Genomic DNA, 21000 nt, shown 5'->3' on the forward strand with positions numbered 1-21000 from the left:
CAAAACGGGTAGGTTCGCGCGTCAGTAGAAAACAGCTGTGATTCGTCAGGATCCGTGCTGGCCCGAAGGCGCGTGAATCTACCCGGTTTTCTGACCACCGGCGTTGGACTTCAACAACGTACCCTTTTCGGTCCTGTCCGGGCATCCAATATACTGATCGTTTGGTTCCGGCCCACGGGACGCCTGCGCCCAGGGCGCATTTGCTACTTGATCAAAGGTTGCCTGAGTGCGAGTCGTCACCATCATTCCCACCTACAACGAGTTCGAGTCGCTACCTCTGACCGTCGCCCGGTTGCGCCGCGTGGTACCTCACTCGGATGTCCTCGTGGTGGACGACAACAGCCCGGACGGCACCGGGGATCTTGCCGATACCCTCGCTGGCGCCGACCCGCAGATCCACGTTCTGCACCGCACTGGCAAGGCGGGACTCGGGGCCGCCTACCTTGCCGGATTCGCGTGGGGTCTCGACGCCGGGTATGACGTCCTGGTGGAAATGGATGCTGACGGCTCCCACCGGCCGGAACAGCTGCAATCCCTGCTCGATCAGGTCGCCTCCGCGGACCTGGTCATCGGGTCCCGCTGGGTCCCCGGTGGCAGCGTGGTGAACTGGCCGCACCGCAGAAAGCTGCTGTCCCGGGCAGGAAGCACCTATTCGCGGCTCATGCTGGGTATCAGTGTCCGGGATATCACCGCCGGCTATCGTGCGTTCCGCCGGGAAACCCTCGAGAAGGTTGACCTGACCACCGTCGACTCGGTGGGATATGGCTTCCAGGTGGATATGACCTTCCGGGTGGCGTCCCTGGGCCTGACGATCGTCGAGGTTCCCATCACGTTCGTGGAGCGGGAATTCGGGGCGTCGAAGATGAGCGGTGGAATTGTGCTGGAGGCCATTGTCAACGTCACCCGCTGGGGGATCGCCGCCCGCTGGCGTGCACTGACCAGGCGCGCACTTCCCAACCGGGGCGCCTGAGAAAGACCTCAACGCGGGTCGTACAAGAACTACCTGCGGGCACAAAGAAGCCGGGCCGTTTACCTTTCGGCGCCCGACCCGGCTCGGTGCGTTGATGTTCCGGCTAGGCGGAACGACGCTCTCCGCGGCGTTCCCGCAGGATGGTCAACCGGTCCTGAAGAATCTGTTCCAGTTCGTCCATGCTGCGGCGCTCCAGCAGCATGTCCCAGTGGGTTCGCACGGGCTTGTCTCCCGACGTGTCGGGGCGTTCCCCATCCACCAGCAGTGCTTCCTTACCGGTCTTGGACACCCAGATCGGTGGAACGTCGGCTTCCGCAGCAAAAGTGACGAACACCCGCTCGCCGTCTCCGCAACGGTATTCAACCCGCTGCCGTGGAGCCGGCTCAACCCCGGACTCAGTCTCCATGCTTTGCGCTCCGAGGCGCATTCCGCGCAAGCTACGATCGCTCATGTATTCTCCTACTCAACAATTTGGCATCCGTAACGGCGGACGGTGGCGCGGTATTGGCTACCGCAACCTGCCATCTACATAACGCTGTGGAATTAGAGTCTGTTCCCAACCAGACCAGCGAAACTACGGCAAACACCCAATTATACGCCGGGACAGGGCGCAAACCGAAACCGGTTGGTCAGCTTTTCAGCTCGCTGTCCGGGGCGTCAGCCGTCGCGTTGCCCAGCACATTCCCGATTCCCTTGAGCGCCTCGCCCACCTCGCTGGGAATTATCCAGAGCTTGTTGGCCGATCCTTCGGCGAGCTTCGGGAGTGTCTGCAGGTACTGGTAGGCGAGGAGTTTCTGCGTCGGATTGCCTTTGTGGATGGCGTCGAAGACTTTCTGGATGGCCTGCGATTCGCCGTCGGCACGCAGGATGGCGGCCTTGGCGTCTCCCTCGGCCGCGAGGATCGCTGCCTGCCGCTGACCCTCTGCCGTGAGGATTTGCGACTGCTTGGTGCCCTCGGCGGTCAGGATGGCCGCGCGTCGATCCCGCTCGGCACGCATCTGCTTTTCCATTGAATCCTGGATTGACAGGGGCGGGTCGATGGCTTTGAGTTCCACCCGGGATACGCGGATGCCCCAGCGGCCGGTCGCCTCATCGAGCACACCACGCAACTGGCCGTTGATCTGGTCACGGGACGTCAGGGCTTCTTCAAGGTTCAGTCCACCGACCACGTTACGGAGGGTGGTGGTGGTGAGCTGTTCAACCGCCTGAATGTAATTGGCGATCTCGTAGGTTGCCGCCCTGGGGTCGGTCACCTGGAAGTAGACCACGGTGTCGATGGACACCACCAGGTTGTCTTCAGTTATGACCGGCTGGGGCGGGAAGGACACCACCTGTTCGCGCAGGTCGAGCAGGGGGAGCAGTCGGTCAACGAAGGGAATCAGGATGGTCAGGCCGGGCTGCAGGGTCCGCTGGTACTTCCCGAGCCGCTCGACGACGCCGGCCCGGGCCTGCGGAATGATTCGCACCGATTTCACGAGGACGATCAGGACGAAAATGATTAGGGCAATCAAGACGACGGTCAGTCCGATGGCCCCTGCGTCGGTAGGCATGGGTTCCCCTTTGGTTTGGTAGCACGTTAGTTGGAAGAGTCGGCGGCTTGCGGGCGGGCTGGTGCGCTGATCAGCGCCGTCGCGCCGTCAATCCGGGAGACCGCAACGCGTTCGCCTGCGGGAATCAGTGAGCCATCGAGGGTGCGGGCCGACCAGGTATCGCCGCCGATTTTCACGGTGCCGGATTCACCGGTCACCACGTCGAGGGTGAGAGCCGTCTCGCCGATCAACCGGTCGATGTTGCTGAGTTGCTCAGGCGACCCGCGTTTGAGGTGTTTCAACGCTATTGGGCGCACCACCAGCACCATGAGGAGCGATACCACGCAGAAGACAATCACCTGAAGGAAGAAGGCCGCCCCGAGGAAGGTGCTGATCATGGCCGCCAATGCGCCCATGGCCATCATGACGAAGAACAGGTCGAGGGTGAGCGTCTCCACAGCGGCCAGACCAAGGAACAGGATCAACCAGAGAATCCAGCCGTTCTCCATAAGCCACTCGAACATGTCTTCCCCTTGGGCTAGGGCGCCGGTGAGCGCGCGGAGTGCGTTCTTCTATCATGCCAAAACGACGGGGCGAAACCTAGGGATCGGGGGCCTTGGAGGGCGGTTGTTATCCATCCGCAAGCGTCGGCGATCCGGCGGAGCGCCGGAACACCTGAACGGTGAATCTGGCGCTGACCGCCGTTCGCTCGGGGAATTCGACCAACCCTGCCGCCAGGTCGGGCGCCACCAGGTGGTGGCCCGCTGGGCCCATCAGTGCAACGTTGTAGATATCGGTGGGGGATAGCTGCAACGTGTAGCCAACGGCGACCGCCTCGACTTCTTCGAACAGGCCGGCCAGAGAGGTGGCCACCCCATCGGCCTTGTCGGGTCGCACAGCGAGGAGCCCGGCGTCGTCGGCAATCTCGGCGAGATGCCCGGGCAGCGGGGTCACGACCAGCAGCACACCCTCTGGTGCCAGCACCCGCTGGAACTCGTCGGGGTTGCGGGGGGCGAAGATGTTGATCATTACGTCCACCGCGGCGTCACGCACCGGGAGGGTGCGCCACACATCCCACACCAGGCACACGCCGTCGCCGAGGATCGACGCGGCGCGGCGCAAGGCAAACTTTGAAATGTCGAGCGCAACGAGAGCCGCACCCGGGTGTCTGCGCTGCAGCTCGGCAACGTAGTAGCCGGTGCCAGCGCCCGCGTCGAGAATGACCCGGGGGTCGGGTACATGCCGTTGCGCGAGGTCGCCCACCGCAGTTTGCAGAGGGCCGTAATGGCCGGCGCCGAGGAAATCGGAGCGCGCCTGCACCATGACCGGTGTATCCGGCTGGAACGCTGTGCCCCGCCCGGTAAGCAGGTTGAAGTAGCCCTGCCGTGCTGCATCGAAGCGGTGGCCGGTGGTGCAGCCGAGGGTTCGTCCGGACCCCGAGGGTTCGAGCCGACCGGCGCACACGGGGCAGCGCAGCAGGTTCTCCGGGAGGCGGGGCATGGTTTCATCCTAGGGCCGGAATTGGGAACGCCCGGCGACTGATCTAGTCTCGGACGTGTGAAACCACATGAGCTGAATCACCTCCAGTCCGTAAGTTCACCATCGCTCTCACCCGATGCGCAGCGCTGCGTCGTCTCGGTGACCCGACCCGATTTCGACGCCGACACGTACGTCGGACAGCTGTGGGACCTCGCGGTACCCGGCGGCACAGCCCGGCGGCTGACGCGGGGTTTCCGTGACACCGCGCCCCAGTATTCGCCCGACGGTACCGCGATCGCTTTTCTGCGGTCCGCGCCGGGCGGCAAGCCTCAGCTGATGATCGTGGACAGCCGCGGCGGCGAACCGCAGGCGTTGACCGACCAGAAGCTGGGGGTCGGGACGTTCACCTGGTCACCCGACGCCTCCAGACTCGTTTTCACTTCCCGGGTTCCCGAGGATGGGCGCTATGGGACTGTCGACGGCGTCGGGCCGGGCCTTGAGGATCCACGCCTGATCACCACGTTCCAATACCGGCTGAACGGCCTGGGCTACTCACTGGACAAGCGAAATCAGATTTTCGTCCTGGACGTGCCGCCCCTCGACGCCGAGCCGTTTGTGGAGCCGGTGGGCCGGGCCAAGGAAGCCGCTGACAAGGCCGCCAAAACAGGGGACCCCTCGACCTTGTCGTCCGGAGCCGCGGCCAAGGGCCTGCCCGACGCTGTGCAGCTATCCATGGCGGACGCCGACCATAACGAGCCGATGTTCACCCGGGATGGGAAACGTATCCTGTTTACCGCCGCGCTGCATCCCGACGCCGACACCACCCTGCACACCGACATCTACTCGATGGCCCTTGACGGGTCCGACGTCGTCCGGCTCACCAACCGCGGCTCCGGCGCCAAGGTGGGCTGTAACCGACCGGTTGAAAGCCTCGACGGCAACTGGCTGTTCTTTCTCGGGAGCGACCTGTCCGAGGACGGGCTGGACTTCCTGGCCCGCAACACTGCCCTCTATGTCGCTCCCACCAACCCGCCCGACGAAGCGCGCGCCATCACCGACGCCGAGACGCTCGACCTCGGTGAGGTAGGCGACATTGTGCCACGCGGCACCGACTCGGTGCTGGTGTTCAACCGCACCCGTGGCAGGGGCACCCTGCTTGAGGTGTCAGCCAACGGGGCTGCGACCACCCTCGTCGACGACGAGCTGATCGTGACGGGCGCGGCGGCTGCGGGGGATGCCGTCGTGGCGGCGTACACCGGTCCGACCACGATGGGGGACCTGGCAGTAGTGTCCGGGGGGACCCTCACGCCGTTGACCGATCTGTCGGAAAACCTGCGCGCACAGACCACTGTGGTTCCCCCAGTGGAGGAGACGTTCACCGCCAGCGACGGGCACGGCGTCCATGGCTGGGTGCTTCAACCCGAGGGGGAGGGACCCCACCCGGTGCTGCTCAACATCCACGGTGGACCGTTCGCCCAGTACGGCTGGGGCTACTTCGATGAAGCCCAGGTTTACGTCGACGCCGGCTACGCCGTCGTCATGTGCAATCCCCGCGGTGCGGCCGGATACGGGCAGGAGCACGGCCGGGTGATCAAAGGAGCGATGGGAACCGTTGACCTCCTGGATGTCATCGGCTTCCTTGAGGGCGCGTTGGATAAGTACCCAACCCTCGACCGGGAACGGCTGGGAGTGATGGGCGGATCGTATGGCGGTTACCTGACCGCGTGGACCATCTCCCAGGACCACCGGTTTACTGCGGCAGTGGTGGAGCGTGGGTACCTGGACCCGCCGTCGTTCGTGGGCTCTTCGGACATCGGCTGGTTCTTCTCCGACGCGTACACCGGGTCCGACCCGGAGCAGGTGAAGGCGCAGAATCCCTTCGCCCACGTGGATCAGGTGCAGACACCCACCTTCGTGGTGCACTCGGAGGAGGACCTGCGCTGCCCGCTGGAGCAGGCCCAGCGCTATTACACGGCACTGAAGCTGCGCGGTGTACCCACCGAGCTGCTGGTGTTCCCTGGGGAGACCCACGAACTGTCCCGTGCCGGATCCCCGTGGCACCGCCGGCAGCGGTTCGAGCACATCCTCCGATGGTGGGCCACATATCTACCCACCGCCCAGAACCAGCCGTCGTAGCCGGCTAGCCGGAGGTCGACGGCGGCAGCGCAGCGTGGCGGGGGAGCACTATTTCGAAGCATGCACCCCATCCTGGCCGGGGGACCAGGGCTGCGCTGCCGCCGTGGGCTTCGGCGATCGCCGCGACGATGGACAGCCCGAGGCCAGCGCCGCCCGTTTTCGCCGTCTCCCGGCCCGAGCCACGGTTGAACCGGGTAAAGATCCCATCGGCGTCCTGGGGCGGGATTCCCGGGCCGGTGTCCAGCACCCACAAGCACACCCGATCGGGCTCGACGTCGGCGCCGAGCCTGATGGTGGCGCCGTCGGTGGTGAATTTCACCGCGTTGTCCGCCAGCTGGAGTAGTGCCTGCGTGACCCGGTGCCGGTCTGCAAGAATCATCACCGGTTCGGGGGTAGCAACCTGCCAGTCACGGTCGGCCAGCGCTGTCATCTTTCGGTAAACGCTCAGCACCAGCTCTCTCACATCAACCCGGTCCCGCTGCAGGAAATCAGGTCGCTCTGCGCGCGCCAGCACAAAGAGATCCGAGACAATCTGGTTCATCCGGTCCACCTCATCGGTAACCAGCGCAACGGTCGCAGCGCGTTCTGCCGGCGTTTCGTCGAGGTCGAGGAGCTCCATATGCCCCCTGATCACCGTGAGCGGAGTTCTCAGCTCATGGCTGGTGTCGTCGAGGAACTGCCGTTGGGTCGTGAAGGACTGCTCCAGCCGGGCCAGCATGTCGTTGAAGGCGTCGGCAATCTGGGATGCCTCGTCCTTTCCCGTCGTTCCGATGCGCCGGGAAAGGTCGGTGTCCGAGATGATCCTTGCCGTCTCGGCCAGTGACCTGAGCGGTCGGAGCACCCTCCCGGCGAGCGCCAGGCTGAGCAGGGACGCCAGGATGGTGGTGCCGAGCTGGACAATCAGCTGCGTCTGCACGGCCCGATCAATCTCGCTCTGTTCGTTGGCGGGGAAATTCGCCACCACGAACAGGCCATCGGCGGGGTCGCCGGTCACGGGTACGGCCACGTAACTGGTGTTGCCTGCCGGCGTGTCGAGGGTTCCCTTCTCCATCTCCTCAAGCCCCAGCCAGTAATCCACGGTGCTCCGGTACTCCTCGGGATCGGGTACCTGCTGGGCCCGCCGGGACTGGTACGGCTCACCGTCGATGAAAGCGAGCAGGGTCTCACCCTCATCAGCAATCTCACGGGAGAAGTACACGTCGAAGATCGCCGCAAGGTCTTCGCCAAACGGATCGCCGGTCCGCGGGTCGACTCCGCCGGCCAGGAGCATGAACTCTTCGGCCTCGCGGTCCAGACTGGTGCTGATCTCCTCGTCGAGACGTTCGAAAAGCACGAGTCGCAGCAACAGCACCGAGCCCACCGAGGACAGCACCAGCAGGACCACCACGACGGCGACGATGCGGACGCGGATGCTCGACGTCCAGCGCCACGGAGTAGTCCCTCTCATATGGCTACACTAAGCCCCGGAGCCGAGCTCTCCCTGACCAGCCCGGCTGCGGGGTACGCCCAGCCATTCGACGTCGTGGCGCCGACCAACGGGTTGAACTGATTTCTCCGGGCAGCGTTGCCAGGCGGCCCGGGTCTGCAGCAGAATCGGCAGTACTGTTGGATGCTGGTGAGCATGAGGCTAACAACGCCGTCCGGAACCGCCGCTGCGGCCGTCGGCAGGACGGAGACACCATGAGCACGTCGATGACGACCGAAGCGCATGAGCCAGGATTACACTCCGCGGATCAACACGATCTGATCCGTGTCGAGGGAGCCCGCGAAAACAACCTCAAGGACATCACCGTTGAGATCCCGAAGCGCCGGCTGACGGTGTTCACCGGTGTGTCCGGTTCAGGAAAGAGCTCACTGGTCTTCGCCACCATCGCTGCCGAGTCCCAGCGGATGATCAACGAGACCTATAGCGCGTTTGTGCAGGGGTTCATGCCGAGCCTGGCCCGGCCCGACGTCGACCATCTTGAAGGTCTGACGACGGCGATCATCGTCGACCAGGAGCGGATGGGCGCGAACCCCCGGTCCACCGTCGGCACCGCCACCGACGCCAACGCGATGCTGCGGATCCTCTTCAGTCAGCTCGGATCCCCCTTCGTGGGACCCCCGACCGCCTTCTCCTTCAACGTGCCCACCCGCAAGGCCAGCGGAGTAATGAGCACCGACAGGGGCGGACGGGTTGAGAAGAGCGTGGTCAGGGACGCCGTCTATCTGGGCGGTATGTGCCCGCGGTGCGAGGGAATGGGATCAGTCACCGACTTCGACCTCACAGCGCTGTTCGACGAGACCAAATCCTTGGCGGAGGGGGGCCTCACCGTGCCCGGTTACAGCATGGACGGTTGGTACGGCCGCATCTTCAGCGGTGCCGGTTTCGATCTTGACAAGCCGCTTGGGAAATTCAGCAAGAAGGAACTCGACAACCTGCTCCATCAGGAGCCCACCAAGGTCAAGGTGGAGGGCATCAACCTCACCTTTGAGGGCGTCATCCCGAAAATTCAGAAGTCAATGCTCTCCAAGGACGTCGAAGCGATGCAACCCCACATCAGGGCATTCGTTGAGCGAGCTATCACCTTTCAGTCGTGCCCTGAGTGTCGGGGAACCCGGCTCAGCCCGGAAGCCAGGTCATCGAGGATCGAGGGCAGGAACATTGCCGACCTCTGCAGCATGCAGATCGATGAGCTGGCCAGGTGGGTTCGTGGCCTCGACGAACCGTCGGTTGCGCCGCTTCTGATGGGGTTGCAGCACCTGCTGGACTCGTTTGCCGGGATCGGGTTGGGTTATCTGTCCCTCGACCGTCCGGCTGGCACGTTGTCCGGGGGAGAGGCGCAGCGGACCAAAATGATCCGGCACCTCGGGTCGTCCTTGACCGATGTCACCTACGTCTTCGACGAACCGACCATCGGTCTGCACCCCCACGACATTGAGCGGATGAATGGACTGCTCCTCCAGTTGCGCGACAAGGGGAACACCGTGCTCGTGGTTGAGCATAAACCGGAAACCATCGCCATCGCTGACCATGTGATAGATCTGGGCCCGGGTGCCGGCACCGAAGGTGGCAACGTTTGCTTCGAGGGGAATGTTGACGGGCTGCGCTCCAGCAACACGATGACCGGCCGGCACCTCGACGATCGGGCTGCCGTCAAGGACACGGTGCGGGCGCCGTCGGGCACGCTCAAGGTGCGCCACGCCTCGATGCACAATCTTCGGAACGTGGACGTTGATATCCCGTTGGGCGTCCTGTGCGTGATCACCGGAGTGGCAGGCTCGGGTAAGAGTTCGCTGATCCATGGGTCGGTGGCCGGCGGTGACGGAGTGGTGGTCATTGATCAGGGCGCCATCAAGGGCTCCCGTCGGAGTAACCCTGCTACCTATACGGGCCTGCTGGAGCCAATCCGGAAGTCTTTCGCGAAGGCGAACGGTGTGAAGCCGGCTCTGTTCAGCTCCAATTCGGAGGGCGCCTGTTCCACCTGCAACGGTGCAGGCATCATCTTCACCGAGCTGGGGGTGATGGCCACCGTCGAGTCCACCTGTGAAGACTGCGACGGGAGGAGATTCCAGGCGTCGGTGCTTGAGTACACGCTGGGCGGCCGCAATATTTCAGAGGTCCTGGCCATGTCGATGACTGAGGCCGAAACATTCTTCAGCGCGGGCGAGGCCCGCACACCGGCGGCACACAAGATCCTTGACCGGCTGATCGACGTCGGCCTCGGCTATCTGACGCTGGGACAGCCGCTCACCACCTTGTCCGGTGGTGAGCGGCAGCGCGTCAAGCTCGCCACGCAGATGGCTGACAAGGGAGACGTGTACGTGCTTGACGAGCCGACCACCGGTCTGCACCTGGCCGATGTGCAGAACCTGCTGGGTTTGCTGGACCGGCTGGTCGACTCGGGTAAGTCGGTGCTGGTGATCGAACACCATCAGGCCGTGATGGCTCACGCCGACTGGCTGATCGACCTTGGCCCGGGCGCGGGCACGGACGGCGGCGAGGTGGTCTTCGAGGGCACGCCGGCCGAGCTGGTTGCCGCCAGATCGACGTTGACCGGCGAGCATCTGGCGGCGTACGTCGGTCTCTGAGACCTAGCCCACCCGCAGGGGTTCCGAAGCGGCGAATGATCCTCGGTATCTGGAGGCTGGGTGACGGTCCGGAAGGTGAGCATCCTGGCCGAAGAGCTTCTCCCTGAGCGTCCCGGGCCGGTAGTCGGTCTGGGCCAAGCCCCGCTTGCGCAGTTCGGGAAGGACCCCGTCGATGAAATCCTGATACGACCCTGGGATGGTCTGGTTGATGATGTTCACGCCGTCGATTCCCGCCTCCTGCCAGGTTTCAAGCTGGTCCACAATCTGTTCCGGGGTGCCGGAAATCTGCTGGTTGTAGGCTCGATAACGGGCAACGTCGGCGATGGTTGGGTTCCCACCCGGAACCGAAGCGAACAGTGCCTCGAGGACGCCACGGGCCCCGTCGGTGCGGACGTCCCCGAGCGTGGTTTCGAGGGGGAGCCCACCCAGGTCAACGCCGATACCGCCCCCAATGTGCGCCACGATCATGTCCAGGTCCAGATAGCCGTCAAGCTCCGCCTGCTTGCGCGAAACCTCAGCTTCAGTGGAGCCGACCACGAACGACAGCCCAGCGAAGAACTTGATGTCATCGTCGCGTCGGCCCAATTCCCGTGCGAGGGCACGTACCGAAGCGGTCGTCTTCCGGGCATAGTCGACGTTCGGTGCAAAAAGGAACGCGGCCTCGGCATTCGCTGCAGCGAAGTGCTGCCCCCGGCCGGACGACCCGGCTTGAAAAAGCAAGGGCGTGCGCTGTGGTGAGGGTGCCACCAGGTGGGGGCCCTCCACTGAATAGCGTGCCCCCTGGTGGTTGATTTTGTGGACCTTCGACGGGTCCGCGTGGCGACCCGTCAGCTTGTTTTGCAGCAGTGCGTCGTCGTCCCAGGAGCCTTCCCACAGCTTGTAGCAGACGTCCAGGTACTCATCCGCCCAGTCATAGCGGCTGTCGTGTTTGATCAGCCCGTCGTGGCCGAAGTTCCTGAACGAGTTCTCCAGCACGCTGGTGACAACGTTCCAGGCGACCCGGCCGTCGCTGAGGTGATCCAGGGTGGACAGCTGGCGGGCAAATTGGAAAGGTTCTGCCTGGACCACGGAACTGGTCAGGGCCAGGCCGAGATGTTCGGTGGTTGCCGCCAACGCTGACTGCAGGACCAGTGGATCGTTGGCGGGTACCTGAAGCCCCCGCTCCACGTGGGAGGTCCAGTCGCCGCCGTGGTTGCCGTACAGCCCGACGACGTCTGCGAGGAACAGCGCATCGAATTTTGCGTCCTCCAGGGTCCTTGCAAGGTCCGTCCAGAGCCGCAAGTCATTGAAACGGTGCTGCTGGGCGTCCGGGTGACGCCATTGACCGCCCAGGATGTGGCTGGTGGTATTCATGGCAAAAGCGCTGAGGAGCAGACGGGGCCGCTCGGTGAAGACTGACATCAGGGGTTACCTCCGGTAGTGGTCTGTGGGTGGGTTGCGGCGTCGCCAATGCTGTTAAGCCCGGCAGGAGTGGTTCCGTTGATCAGGTAGTCACCAACCGAGCGCGCCTTGAAAAGCGCCGGGTTGTGGGTGGCGACGGTTCTCGCGTTACGCCAGTGGCGGTCCAGCGCCTGGCCTCGACTCACAGCCGACGCTCCAGTGACATCGAAGAGTTCGCTGGTAGCCGCGAGCACCAGCGGTGGAACACCGATGTGGGCCCGCTCGACCGCGAGTTCGGCGCGGAGGAAGCCTGCCTCGGCGGCCAGCGCCAGGTCGGGATTTGATGCGGCGTCGAGGTCCCGGGCCGCCGCAGTCACAATGGCTTCGGCGGCATAGACTTTCGATGCCAGGACACCCACGTGTTCCTGGATCTGGGGGTCATTCCGGAACAGGCCCCCAGATCCCGTGTTGAAGGTGCGCGTCCGCGTTCGCACCAGGTGCGCCGCGTCGCGGAGCGCTGCTCGTCCAATCCCCGCCAGGACCGCGAGGAGGAAAAGCTGGAAGAACGCTGGTTCAAGCGAGCTCGTCACTTTGCGCTGCAGGATATCCCCAGACTCGACCGGCACCCGGTCGAAGATGGCTGTTCCTGTGCCCGTGAGCGGCTGCCCAAAGCCATCCCAGTCATCCACGAGGGTGACCCGCGGATCGTCGGCCTTCACCAGACCGTATTGCCTCCCTTCAACACCCTCGGTGCTCGCCATCACCACCACCCAGTCAGCGAAGATGCTGCCGGTGGTGTAGAACTTCTCACCGGTGAGAAACCATTGCCCTTCCTCCTGGTGTAGCCGGGTCTGGGTGGTGCCCAGGGCATTTCCTGAGCGTTCAGTGGCGGCGTTGCCGAAGATTTGACCACCGGCGATCCGGGGGAACCAGCGGTCCTGGAAATCGGCGGACTGCAACGCGGCCGTCTCAACAAACGAAAAGTGGGATCGCAACAGATGCGAGACGTTCGAGTCCGCCTCGGCCAGTTCAATCACCAGCCGAAAGAGGTGTTCGTGGCTCACCGGGTCGCCGCCGAAGCGGGCGGGGACGCGTAGGGTGGTAAATCCTGCGTCCCTGAGCCACCCCACCTGGTCGAAGGGCAGGATCCGGTCTGTTTCACGGGCCAGTGCACCCTCCGCGATGCGGTGAAAAACGGGGCGGAAGCGGGCGGCGAGCTCCTCGTATCTGGCCTCTCCGGCAGCCGGACTGATCCCTGGTCCGCTGTGGTGTGGTGCGATGGGCTGGATGGTGGGCGTCGTCGTCATGGGCCTGTCCTTTTAGATAGCGGAAAATGCGGCAACGCCGCGGTGTGGAACGCTGAGGGCTCGGAGGCGGTGACCGGGGTTGGAATCGAGGAGCAGCTGGGTGTACTCGTGGGCGGGGGAGGTGAAGACGTCAGCCGTCGGGCCTGTTTCGACCAGCTTTCCCCGGCGCATGACGCCGACTGTCGTGGAGATCCGTTCAACGACGTGGAGGTCATGCGAGATGAAAAGGTAACTCAGTCCAAGGTTTTGCTGCAGGTGCGCAAGGAGGTCGAGGATCTGCGCCTGGGTCAGTACATCGAGCGCGGACAGGGCCTCGTCCAAGACCAGCGTCCTGGCGCCGAGCGCGAGTGCACGGGCAATGGCAACGCGCTGGCGCTGGCCACCCGACAGCTCCTGGGGCCGTTTACCGGCGAGGCCAGGCGCAAGATCGACCTGTTCGAGGAGGTTAGCGACGTGGCTGTGCCGCGAGGCCCGGGAGCCGACCCGGTAGTTCCGGAGCGGCTCGCCAATGATCGCCCGGATCGGTAGGCGAGGGTCGAGCGCTGAGTCGGGGTTCTGGTAGACCAGCTGCAAGTTCCGCCAAAGCTCCCTCTTCTGGGCACGCGAAGCCGACGTGACATCTTCTCCCTGAACGAGGATCTGACCAGCCCCAGGATCGAGGAGGCGGAGGATCATGCGGGCGGTGGTTGACTTACCTGAGCCCGACTCGCCCACCAGGGCGAATGTGGTTCCCTGGGCGATGCTGAATGACACCCCGTCGACCGCCCGGTGCCGCTCACCCGCCCTGCTGAAGTCCCGGGTAAGACCGCGAACCTCAACTGCCGGTGGTGCAGCTGGCTCGTGCAGGGAGACTGCGCCTGCCTGCGCGGGACAGCGGTGTGGAGAGGCCTCGTCGAGCAGCCTTGCCGTGTATTCGTCTTCGGGAGCATCAAGAATGTCGGTCACCGAACGGTTCTCTACGATGCGACCCCGCCGCATGACCGCAATACGCGCTGCGTGGTCGGTTGCCACCGCGAGGTCGTGGGTCACAAAGACCACGGCAGTACCAAATTCGGTTGCCAGTCGTTCGAAGATCTGAAGGATCTTTGCCTGGACGGTCACATCGAGGGCAGAGGTTGGCTCGTCGGCGATAAGCAGTTCAGGTTGCAAGCTGAAGGCAATCGCGATGAGCACACGTTGCTTAAGACCGCCTGAGAGTTCATGGGGATACTGCTTCAGTCGTTCCTCTGGACGATCGATACCCACCAGGTCGAGCAACCGGAGGACCTCCGCCCGAACTGATTGACGGGTGCGCCGCTGGCCGTCGCGGTGCAGGTGGAAGACCTCCGCCAGTTGGGAGCCGACGGTTTTGACCGGATCGAGCGAAGCACCGGGATCCTGCGGTACCAGGGAAATCCGCCGGCCTCGGATCCGCTCAAGTTCCCTTTCCCGGGCCTCGGTCAGAATGGTTCCCCTTAGCGAGATGGACCCCGCGGTGCGCTGTGCTGTTGCCGGAAGCAGTCCGATAATCGACTTGACCAGAGTGGATTTTCCAGACCCTGATTCGCCAACCAGTGCAACGATCTCACCCCGATAGATGGTGAAATCGACGTCGTCGACGGCGGTCTTCGCACTGTCACCGCGTCCATACTCGATCGTTAGGCCGCGCACGGTCAGAAGAGATTCGTCTGCGCGACGCGGGGTCCGTCCGGGGGCCGCAGCCGGGGCGATGGGTGCTTCGTTGCTGTTCACTTGGTGCTCCTGACTAGATTCGGAAGGTGTTGAGGAGCTGCCGTCCGAGGGCGGCTAGCAGGATGACTGTGAGCACGATGACGAGGCCTGGCAGGGTAGTGAGCCACCACGCGGTGCCAAGGTATTGCCGCCCCTCGGCGATCAGGAGTCCCCATTCGGGGGTTGGCGGGGGAGCACCAAACCCGAGGAATCCCAGTCCGGAGATGGCCAGAATGGCGGCGCCCAGGTCGACTGCGAGCAGCGCCAGGACAGGTCCGCTGGCATTCGGCAGGAGGTGGCGAACAACAACGGACCAGTAGGTACCGCCATTGAGGAACGACGCCTCGATGAAGTCCAGGTTCCGCACCCGCAACACCTCTGACCGGACGACCCGTGCGAAGGACGCGACCGACGCGATGCCGATGCCGACACCCAGCGAGATGGGGCCGGGGGAGAACGCAGTGACGATAACCAGCGAGATCAGGAATCCAGGCACGGCCAGCAACACGTCCACGAGTCGCATGGCGGTGGCATCGGCGGCGCGTCCCGCGGTGGCTGCGATCACCCCAACGAGAGTCCCCACGACCAGACCGATGAGGACGGCCAGCCCTGCGGTCAGAAGGGTTTGCCGTGTCCCAAACACCACCCTCGTGAAGACGTCCCGGCCAAGATGATCCGTACCGAAGAGGTGCCTGACATCCGGTGCCTGGAAGTTATCGCGGGGCACACCGTCAAGCGGCGAGTAGGTGGTGAACCATTCAGGAGCGAGCGCCCAGGCAGCGACGACCCCCAAAGGCAGCGCCATCAACCACAGGGCGGGATTCTGAAAGCGGCGACGGGAGCCCGGTCCGGCCCGCCCAGTGGTGGGCACGACGCCGGGTCCGATCGTCGTCACTGGGCCGACGGACGGTACTGGACCGACGCTGGCAGGATAAACCTGGTGGTTGGAATCATTGAAGGCTGACATGAAAAAACCTCAATCGGAAGTAGGTCATCAAGCGGCTAGGGCCCGAGGGGCCCCTTGGCCGTTGCTTTTGAGGATGCGGGGATCAAGCAACGGGTACATCAGATCGACGGCCAGATTGACGACGACGAAAACCGTCGCCGTCAGGAGAACGAGCCCCTGCACAAGCGGCACATCCTGGGTAGTAACAGCCGTCAGCACCACCGAGCCCAGACCCGATCGGGCGAAGACGGTTTCAGTGATGACTGATCCCGCGAAGAGGCTACCCACCGTGATGCCCGTAATGGTCAGGGCCGGGCCGGCCGCGTTCTTCAGGGCATGCCGGAAGAAGATCCAGGTCCGTGAAGCCCCTTTCGCCCGAAGAACGTCGATGAAGGGCTGCTCGTAAACCTGATTCACGCACTTCAACAAGACCTGGGCGACGGGAGCCGAGACCACTGTCGCAAGCACCAGTACGGGGACCGCGAGAGACAGGAAGGAACCGTCCGGGAACAACGACATCACGCCCCAACGAATCGACAGCAGATCCAGCAGAACCAGTCCGAGCCAGAACGCGGGAATGGCTGCGAACAGGGGAGGCAGATTCACGAGCACTCGACGAAGCGCGCCTGACCGGGTCAGGGTGGCGCTGGCGACGATGAGGACGGCGATCAGCACTGCGAGGATAAAGGCCGACCCTGCAAGTGCCACGGTGGACCCGGCGACACCGCTGATCCGGTCCAGGACCGACTCACCGGATGCCAGCGAGTAGCCGAAGTCTCCCGAGAGGAGACCCACTAGTTGACTCAGGTATTGCACCGGCAACGGCTGGTCATAGCCGTACTGGCTTTTCATGGTGTCGATTGCTGCCTGATCGACCGCAGAGTCTGAGGTCAGGAAGATCGTCACCGGATCGCTGGGCAGAAGTTGCACCGCGAGGAAGACGAGAGTGTAGGCAAGCCAGACCACGAGAAGCGCCTGACCAATCCGTTGCACGAGGTAGCGGGCCATCGGTGCTAGCCACCCGTTTTCCATGCGCCTTGGAACACCGGGGCAGTGCCAGACGTAAACTCCACATGGGTGTCACTGTGGGCGCCGTAAACCTGGACCTCGTCCCACAGCACCAGCGAGTACGCCTTGTCGACCACCAGCGCGTATTGCTCTTCCGCCAGCAGCTCATCCCGCTCCGGGCCTGGCGCTGCAGCGCGTTCAGCAGCAAAGATCGCGTTCAGGTCTTCGTCGCTCGTGTGCGTCATCGTGTTGTTGGCTGGCTCGAAGATCGGGCCAAGACCGCCGTAGATGAACTGCCGGGTTCCGAAGAACTCGACCGATGGGTCTGGCATTGCCGTCGCCAGGAAAGTATTGTCACCAGCCCGGTTGTTGAGCTTGACGCCCAACTCCCGCCACTGCTGTTCGATCAGTTCGAAGGCGGGCTTGATGACCACCGAATTGTTGGAACTCGTCACGGTGACTTCAAGTTCAACTCCGCCCTTCGTGCGGATCCCGTCCGGTCCGACCTGCCAGCCGGCGTCGTCAAGCAGTCGATTGGCCTCGTCCGGTTGATACTCGAGCTCCTCGGACAAATCGGTGAATCCGGGCGCCTGGCGGTTCAGCACGGAGGCAGCGAGGTCGTAGCTGTCAGACAGAACGGTTTCCTTGAGACTTTGCCGGTCAATGCCAATCTGCAGGGCCCGGCGAACGTTCTCGTCGGCAAGCTTTCCGCTCCCGATGCGCACCGCCGCCATGTTGGCGGTCAGGTCCACCCCTTCCGCAGGCAGAACCTGGTTGCCGGTGGCCGCGAGCGTCTCCTCGTCGAGCGGCTGCAGGCCGCGTACCAGGTCCACCTGCCCCGATTGAACTGCCCCCGCGCGGTGGGCCACTTCGGGCAGATACTTGATGACCACCTTGTCCAGGTAGGCATCTCCCTGATTCGCGGCAGTCTCAGGAGCCCAAGCGTAGTCCGCCCGCTTGGCGAGGACTACTTCTTCGTCGGGTTTCTCCGACTCGAAGGTGAAGGGTCCGGACCCCGAAATTTGTGCGATGGCCGATTGTCCGGCGGCATCCAGTTCCAGTGTGGCGGGGGACACGAGCCCTGCCGTGACCGACGAGGTTGCGCGCAGGAAGTTTGCGTTGGGGGACGACAACGTGACGCGTACCTGGTCCTCGCCGATCACCTCGGCCGACTTGTAGCCGGCGAAATCCACGTTCGGCTGAATCTGGGCTGCCTCAATCCCGAGGCCCAGAGCATCGAAGTTGAGCTTCACGGCCTCAGCGTCCAGGGGGGCACCATCGCTGAAGGTGACACCGGGTCGGATGGTGAAGGTGAACTCGGTGGCGTCATCATTACCGGAGAATTCAGAGGCGATCCAGGGAACCAACTCACCCTGCTCGGGGTCGAAGTAGGTGAGTCGATCCAGCACACTATGGAGGACGTTCGATTTCTCATAGAACCGTGCGGATTGGGTCTGCCAGTTGTTGATCGGCGTCACCTCTGCGTACACCAGGGTTCCACCCTCAACGGGGTCACCGGTCGCGACGTCCGGGCCCGCGGCGGTGTTCGCAGCCGAACCGCAGGCGGTCAGGGCCAGCGCGGCGATGCTGAGCAGGGCTGTCACCCTAAATGGTCGCCGCGCGGTGACCCTCGTGAGCTGACTGTTCAGCCGAACGTGGTGGTCGCGTGAAGCGGGGTGGTCGCGTGAAGCGGGGTGGTCGCGTGAAGCGGGGTGGTCGCGTGAAGCGGGGTGGGAAATCATGCCGATCCTTTCAATAGTGATCGAGGTTCCCTATCCGCTCACGCTGAAGCATCGGACCGCCAGAAAGGAGGTCGATACCAACGGGGGACAAGGCTATCTCCATCGGTCCTGGCAGTAGCACCGGCCCCCGAAGGGGTGGTTGCTGCGGCTTCAACGAGCCAGGTCTCTCAGCCGCTCTGGATGGTGGTTCAGTCCCGGGGAGCGATACCCGGTGGACTACGGCGATCTAATCGCATATCGATTGGCCGATCAAGAAAATCGTGACTGACACGACTTTCGGCGAAACATTGGCCGTCGAATTGACCGACAGTTTTCTTTCAGCTTTTAGATTGCACCTCAATCACTCTGGCTTGAGGTGAGGCAGGCTGCCCGGCAGCTGCCGAGCTCGCTGATGGCGCGCCGGTACTGGCGGATGAGTAAAGACGCAGCAAGGTGCGTCTTTGATGGTCCTCTCGAACATTCGTTCAAACCGTTAGCGCGACATGTTGAGTTGGGACGAGTTGTTTCGGAGTCATTGACGATTGGTGAGTGACTGTTCAACATAGTGGGTGCATGCACAAATCTGACGAGCGGCGCTGTTCGTCCACCGTGCTGACAACCGCACCAGAGGACTTTGTCTCTATCAAATCAGGAACTTGAGGTTGTGACATATATTCGCCCAATGCCGCAACATGTTCACAGAAGTGGCGCACTGCTGGGAGGCCCGGACGGGCGTTCGTACTGGTCTCGAAAACTGAGGTTCCCGGTGCCCAGCTGCGATGAGTACTTTTAGCCGGAAAGAGCTCTGCCGTTCGTCGGTAGCGGCCTCCTGAGAGCCGCTTCATTCAGTGGGAGGTCGCCTTTGAAGCTGATGGCTTGTTGTCATTGCGGGCGTCGATGACGAAGACGTTTGGTGACTCATGAAGATTGAGTTCACGAAGTACGGTTTGTACTCGGACAATTTCTTCCGCCGTATAGCAAAGGATCAGCTTGAACGACTTGTTCGTGTTGTTCGCCGCCTCATAAATTGGGACTTGGTGCTCAAGGTTTCGCTTCAACTGTGAGTTCTTGCCCAGCTTCATCTCCACGAGGGTTTTATCGCCTGATCCCTTACTGACAGCATAATCCACGGGCCCTCTGCCATTGTTTGGTTCTCGGTTAACATCGAAGGCTGATCCGTGCCACAGACAGTAGAAGATTAGCTGCGCGTCTTTCTCTGTTCCCGCAACTCGCCCTTCCTTGTTTAGGAGCTGGTACCCTTCTTGGTCTTCAATGAAACGTTTGAAGGCTAGGATCCTTGCTCGAGTTTCTTGGAAACTGTTCCAAGGTAGATCATTGAAGTCGCTGGTCGTTGCGAGTTCCTTCGATACTTCTTTCACAGAGTCGATAAGGAGCTGCTTCATCTCACGAACACGCTCTGTGCTAAGCCGTTCCGCTTGGTCCCCTTCATCCTCCTTCAAGCGAATGTAGTGATCTATAAGTTCCGGGAAGGTGCGGATCGTCCGCTGGACTGCGCGGCTGACGTCTTCGCGTTTTGGCTTCAGTCCTAGTTGTTTTGTGAAGTAGGAATTGACTCTAGCCCGCTGCTGGTCGTCTGGTATGGCATCCGGCAACCGATCAAAACCAGAGATCAGATCATGATTGCTGATCCAGGTATCTTCCTTCGTCAATATATCGATGGGTGTGAGTATGAAGAACTCTGAACCCCTTGCGGGGAGATAGAACTTCAAGTGTTGCCATACCTCGGTCTCATAATTGAATCGAGCACGGGGTACATTAAAAACTTTGCAGTGCTTGGGGTCAAGTTGGGCCCGAGCGAAGGTCTGTGTGTACTCCAGAAGGAACTCTTTAATTAGATTCGTCGTGAAGTCGCTGATGTTGTCCTTGCCAACCCCTTCCTGCAGAAGACAGACCTTTTCTAGGTGGCTGCTCCTTGTGACCTTCTCATCGCCAAAATCTTGAAATATATCGTTCAACGATGCTTTCAATCCCCTAGCGAACTTGATGCCCAACCCACTTCCCCGGTTGCCGCCAAGGCACACTCCGAGCCAGTTTTCTTTGACCTCTTGGAACATGAACAGTTCTTTGATGGTTCCGAGGTCAAGCTCTTCAGATGCCCGCTCGCGCAAGTAGCCAAGGTATCGAAGGATGCCCTCATGAAGGGATTGGTAATCCGCCTTATTGCTATGGAATAACAGGAATGGGTCGATGAAAACGGGTAGATCCGAGATCACATTTATATCCAAGGCCCCGTAATCCTCAAGGCGCTCAACGTCGACTTCGAAATGTTCAGAAAAAAATAGTCGAATGTCGGGTTGGACGTTAGGCATAATTTTCACTTTCCCCGAGTGTTTTCTCTGAAGTCTAGGCCCTTTTGTGGAGCTGGGCCTTAGTGCGTCGGCGTGCGGCACGATGCGGTGGGCCGCGCTTCTGGTGGCCTTGCAGGCTTTCGAGGCCTACCGGACTGTCGGTGACGGTTGGCTGGATGAGCCGGAGAGAAGAAAGGGGCCGGTAGAGTCGTCGGGTGAGCGAAGCGCCTAGCCAACATGTATTTATCTCCTATGTCAGAGAAGACAGCGATCGAGTTGACTTGCTCTGCGATGTATTGCGCGCATCCGACATCCCCTACTAGCCCGGATTTTTCATCGGGCCTCTGATCGGCCGGGTTTTTGAGTTTGCCGCTGCTGATCGGGTGGAGGCCGCTTTTGGGCGTGACGGTGTGTCCCTTGGGCCGCCGGGTGAG

15 protein-coding genes and 1 riboswitch are annotated in these 21000 nt (G+C 62.4%); of the genes, 3 read left to right on the forward strand and 12 right to left on the reverse strand.

Annotated features, from left to right (window positions below; translation table 11 throughout):
* Positions 1 to 226: 226 nt before the first annotated feature.
* A complete protein-coding gene (locus ACX80A_RS13860) occupies positions 227 to 970 on the forward strand; it encodes a polyprenol monophosphomannose synthase (RefSeq protein WP_459260337.1) in 744 nt (247 codons plus the stop codon).
* 103 nt (positions 971 to 1073) lie between these two features.
* Here ACX80A_RS13860 and ACX80A_RS13865 read toward each other — a convergent pair whose 3' ends face one another.
* The 4 genes from ACX80A_RS13865 to ACX80A_RS13880 form a co-directional block, all read right to left on the reverse strand.
* Positions 1074 to 1421 (reverse strand): RNA polymerase-binding protein RbpA, encoded by a 348-nt coding sequence (locus ACX80A_RS13865; RefSeq protein ID WP_196840475.1) that lies wholly within the window; start codon positions 1419 to 1421, stop codon positions 1074 to 1076.
* A gap of 178 nt (positions 1422 to 1599) precedes the next feature.
* On the reverse strand, positions 1600 to 2520 hold the full coding sequence (locus tag ACX80A_RS13870) for an SPFH domain-containing protein (RefSeq protein ID WP_459260338.1): 921 nt from the start codon (positions 2518 to 2520) through the stop codon (positions 1600 to 1602).
* 26 nt (positions 2521 to 2546) lie between these two features.
* Positions 2547 to 3023, reverse strand: a complete 477-nt coding sequence (locus ACX80A_RS13875; RefSeq protein WP_459260339.1) for an NfeD family protein — start codon at positions 3021 to 3023, stop codon at positions 2547 to 2549.
* A gap of 106 nt (positions 3024 to 3129) precedes the next feature.
* Positions 3130 to 3999, reverse strand: coding sequence for a putative RNA methyltransferase (locus tag ACX80A_RS13880; protein ID WP_459260340.1), 870 nt, complete (start codon positions 3997 to 3999; stop codon positions 3130 to 3132).
* A gap of 57 nt (positions 4000 to 4056) precedes the next feature.
* On the opposite strand from ACX80A_RS13880, the gene ACX80A_RS13885 reads away from it, so the two are divergent.
* Positions 4057 to 6114: a S9 family peptidase gene (locus ACX80A_RS13885; protein WP_459260341.1), complete on the forward strand. Its 2058-nt coding sequence runs from the start codon at positions 4057 to 4059 to the stop codon at positions 6112 to 6114.
* Positions 6115 to 6118: 4 nt separating this feature from the next.
* On the opposite strand, the gene ACX80A_RS13890 is transcribed toward ACX80A_RS13885, so the two are convergent.
* Positions 6119 to 7561, reverse strand: coding sequence for a sensor histidine kinase (locus ACX80A_RS13890; protein ID WP_459260342.1), 1443 nt, complete (start codon positions 7559 to 7561; stop codon positions 6119 to 6121).
* 233 nt (positions 7562 to 7794) lie between these two features.
* Between ACX80A_RS13890 and ACX80A_RS13895 the strand changes: the two genes are divergently transcribed.
* A complete protein-coding gene (locus tag ACX80A_RS13895) occupies positions 7795 to 10185 on the forward strand; it encodes an ATP-binding cassette domain-containing protein (RefSeq protein ID WP_459260343.1) in 2391 nt (796 codons plus the stop codon).
* 3 nt (positions 10186 to 10188) lie between these two features.
* On the opposite strand, the gene ACX80A_RS13900 is transcribed toward ACX80A_RS13895, so the two are convergent.
* The 7 genes from ACX80A_RS13900 to ACX80A_RS13930 form a co-directional block, all read right to left on the reverse strand.
* Positions 10189 to 11586: an NtaA/DmoA family FMN-dependent monooxygenase gene (locus tag ACX80A_RS13900; protein ID WP_459260345.1), complete on the reverse strand. Its 1398-nt coding sequence runs from the start codon at positions 11584 to 11586 to the stop codon at positions 10189 to 10191.
* Positions 11586 to 12872 (reverse strand): acyl-CoA dehydrogenase family protein, encoded by a 1287-nt coding sequence (locus ACX80A_RS13905; protein ID WP_459260347.1) that lies wholly within the window; start codon positions 12870 to 12872, stop codon positions 11586 to 11588. The genes ACX80A_RS13900 and ACX80A_RS13905 overlap by 1 nt, the downstream gene beginning before the upstream one ends.
* 12 nt (positions 12873 to 12884) lie before the next feature.
* Positions 12885 to 14603 (reverse strand): dipeptide ABC transporter ATP-binding protein, encoded by a 1719-nt coding sequence (locus ACX80A_RS13910; RefSeq protein WP_459260348.1) that lies wholly within the window; start codon positions 14601 to 14603, stop codon positions 12885 to 12887.
* A gap of 13 nt (positions 14604 to 14616) precedes the next feature.
* Positions 14617 to 15549 carry an ABC transporter permease gene (locus ACX80A_RS13915; protein ID WP_459260349.1) on the reverse strand — a complete coding sequence of 311 codons (933 nt, stop codon included), beginning with the start codon at positions 15547 to 15549 and terminating at the stop codon, positions 14617 to 14619.
* Positions 15550 to 15576: 27 nt separating this feature from the next.
* Positions 15577 to 16560 (reverse strand): ABC transporter permease, encoded by a 984-nt coding sequence (locus tag ACX80A_RS13920; protein ID WP_459260350.1) that lies wholly within the window; start codon positions 16558 to 16560, stop codon positions 15577 to 15579.
* Positions 16542 to 18278: an ABC transporter substrate-binding protein gene (locus ACX80A_RS13925; protein WP_459260351.1), complete on the reverse strand. Its 1737-nt coding sequence runs from the start codon at positions 18276 to 18278 to the stop codon at positions 16542 to 16544. The genes ACX80A_RS13920 and ACX80A_RS13925 overlap by 19 nt, the downstream gene beginning before the upstream one ends.
* A 96-nt stretch (positions 18279 to 18374) precedes the next feature.
* Positions 18375 to 18465, reverse strand: a riboswitch (SAM riboswitch).
* 637 nt (positions 18466 to 19102) lie between these two features.
* The gene (locus tag ACX80A_RS13930) at positions 19103 to 20596 is read right to left on the reverse strand and encodes a hypothetical protein (protein WP_459260352.1); all 1494 of its coding nucleotides are present in this window, start codon (positions 20594 to 20596) and stop codon (positions 19103 to 19105) included.
* Between the last annotated feature and the right edge of the window lie 404 nt (positions 20597 to 21000).

It is taken from the genome of Arthrobacter sp. TMN-50, from assembly GCF_054511125.1.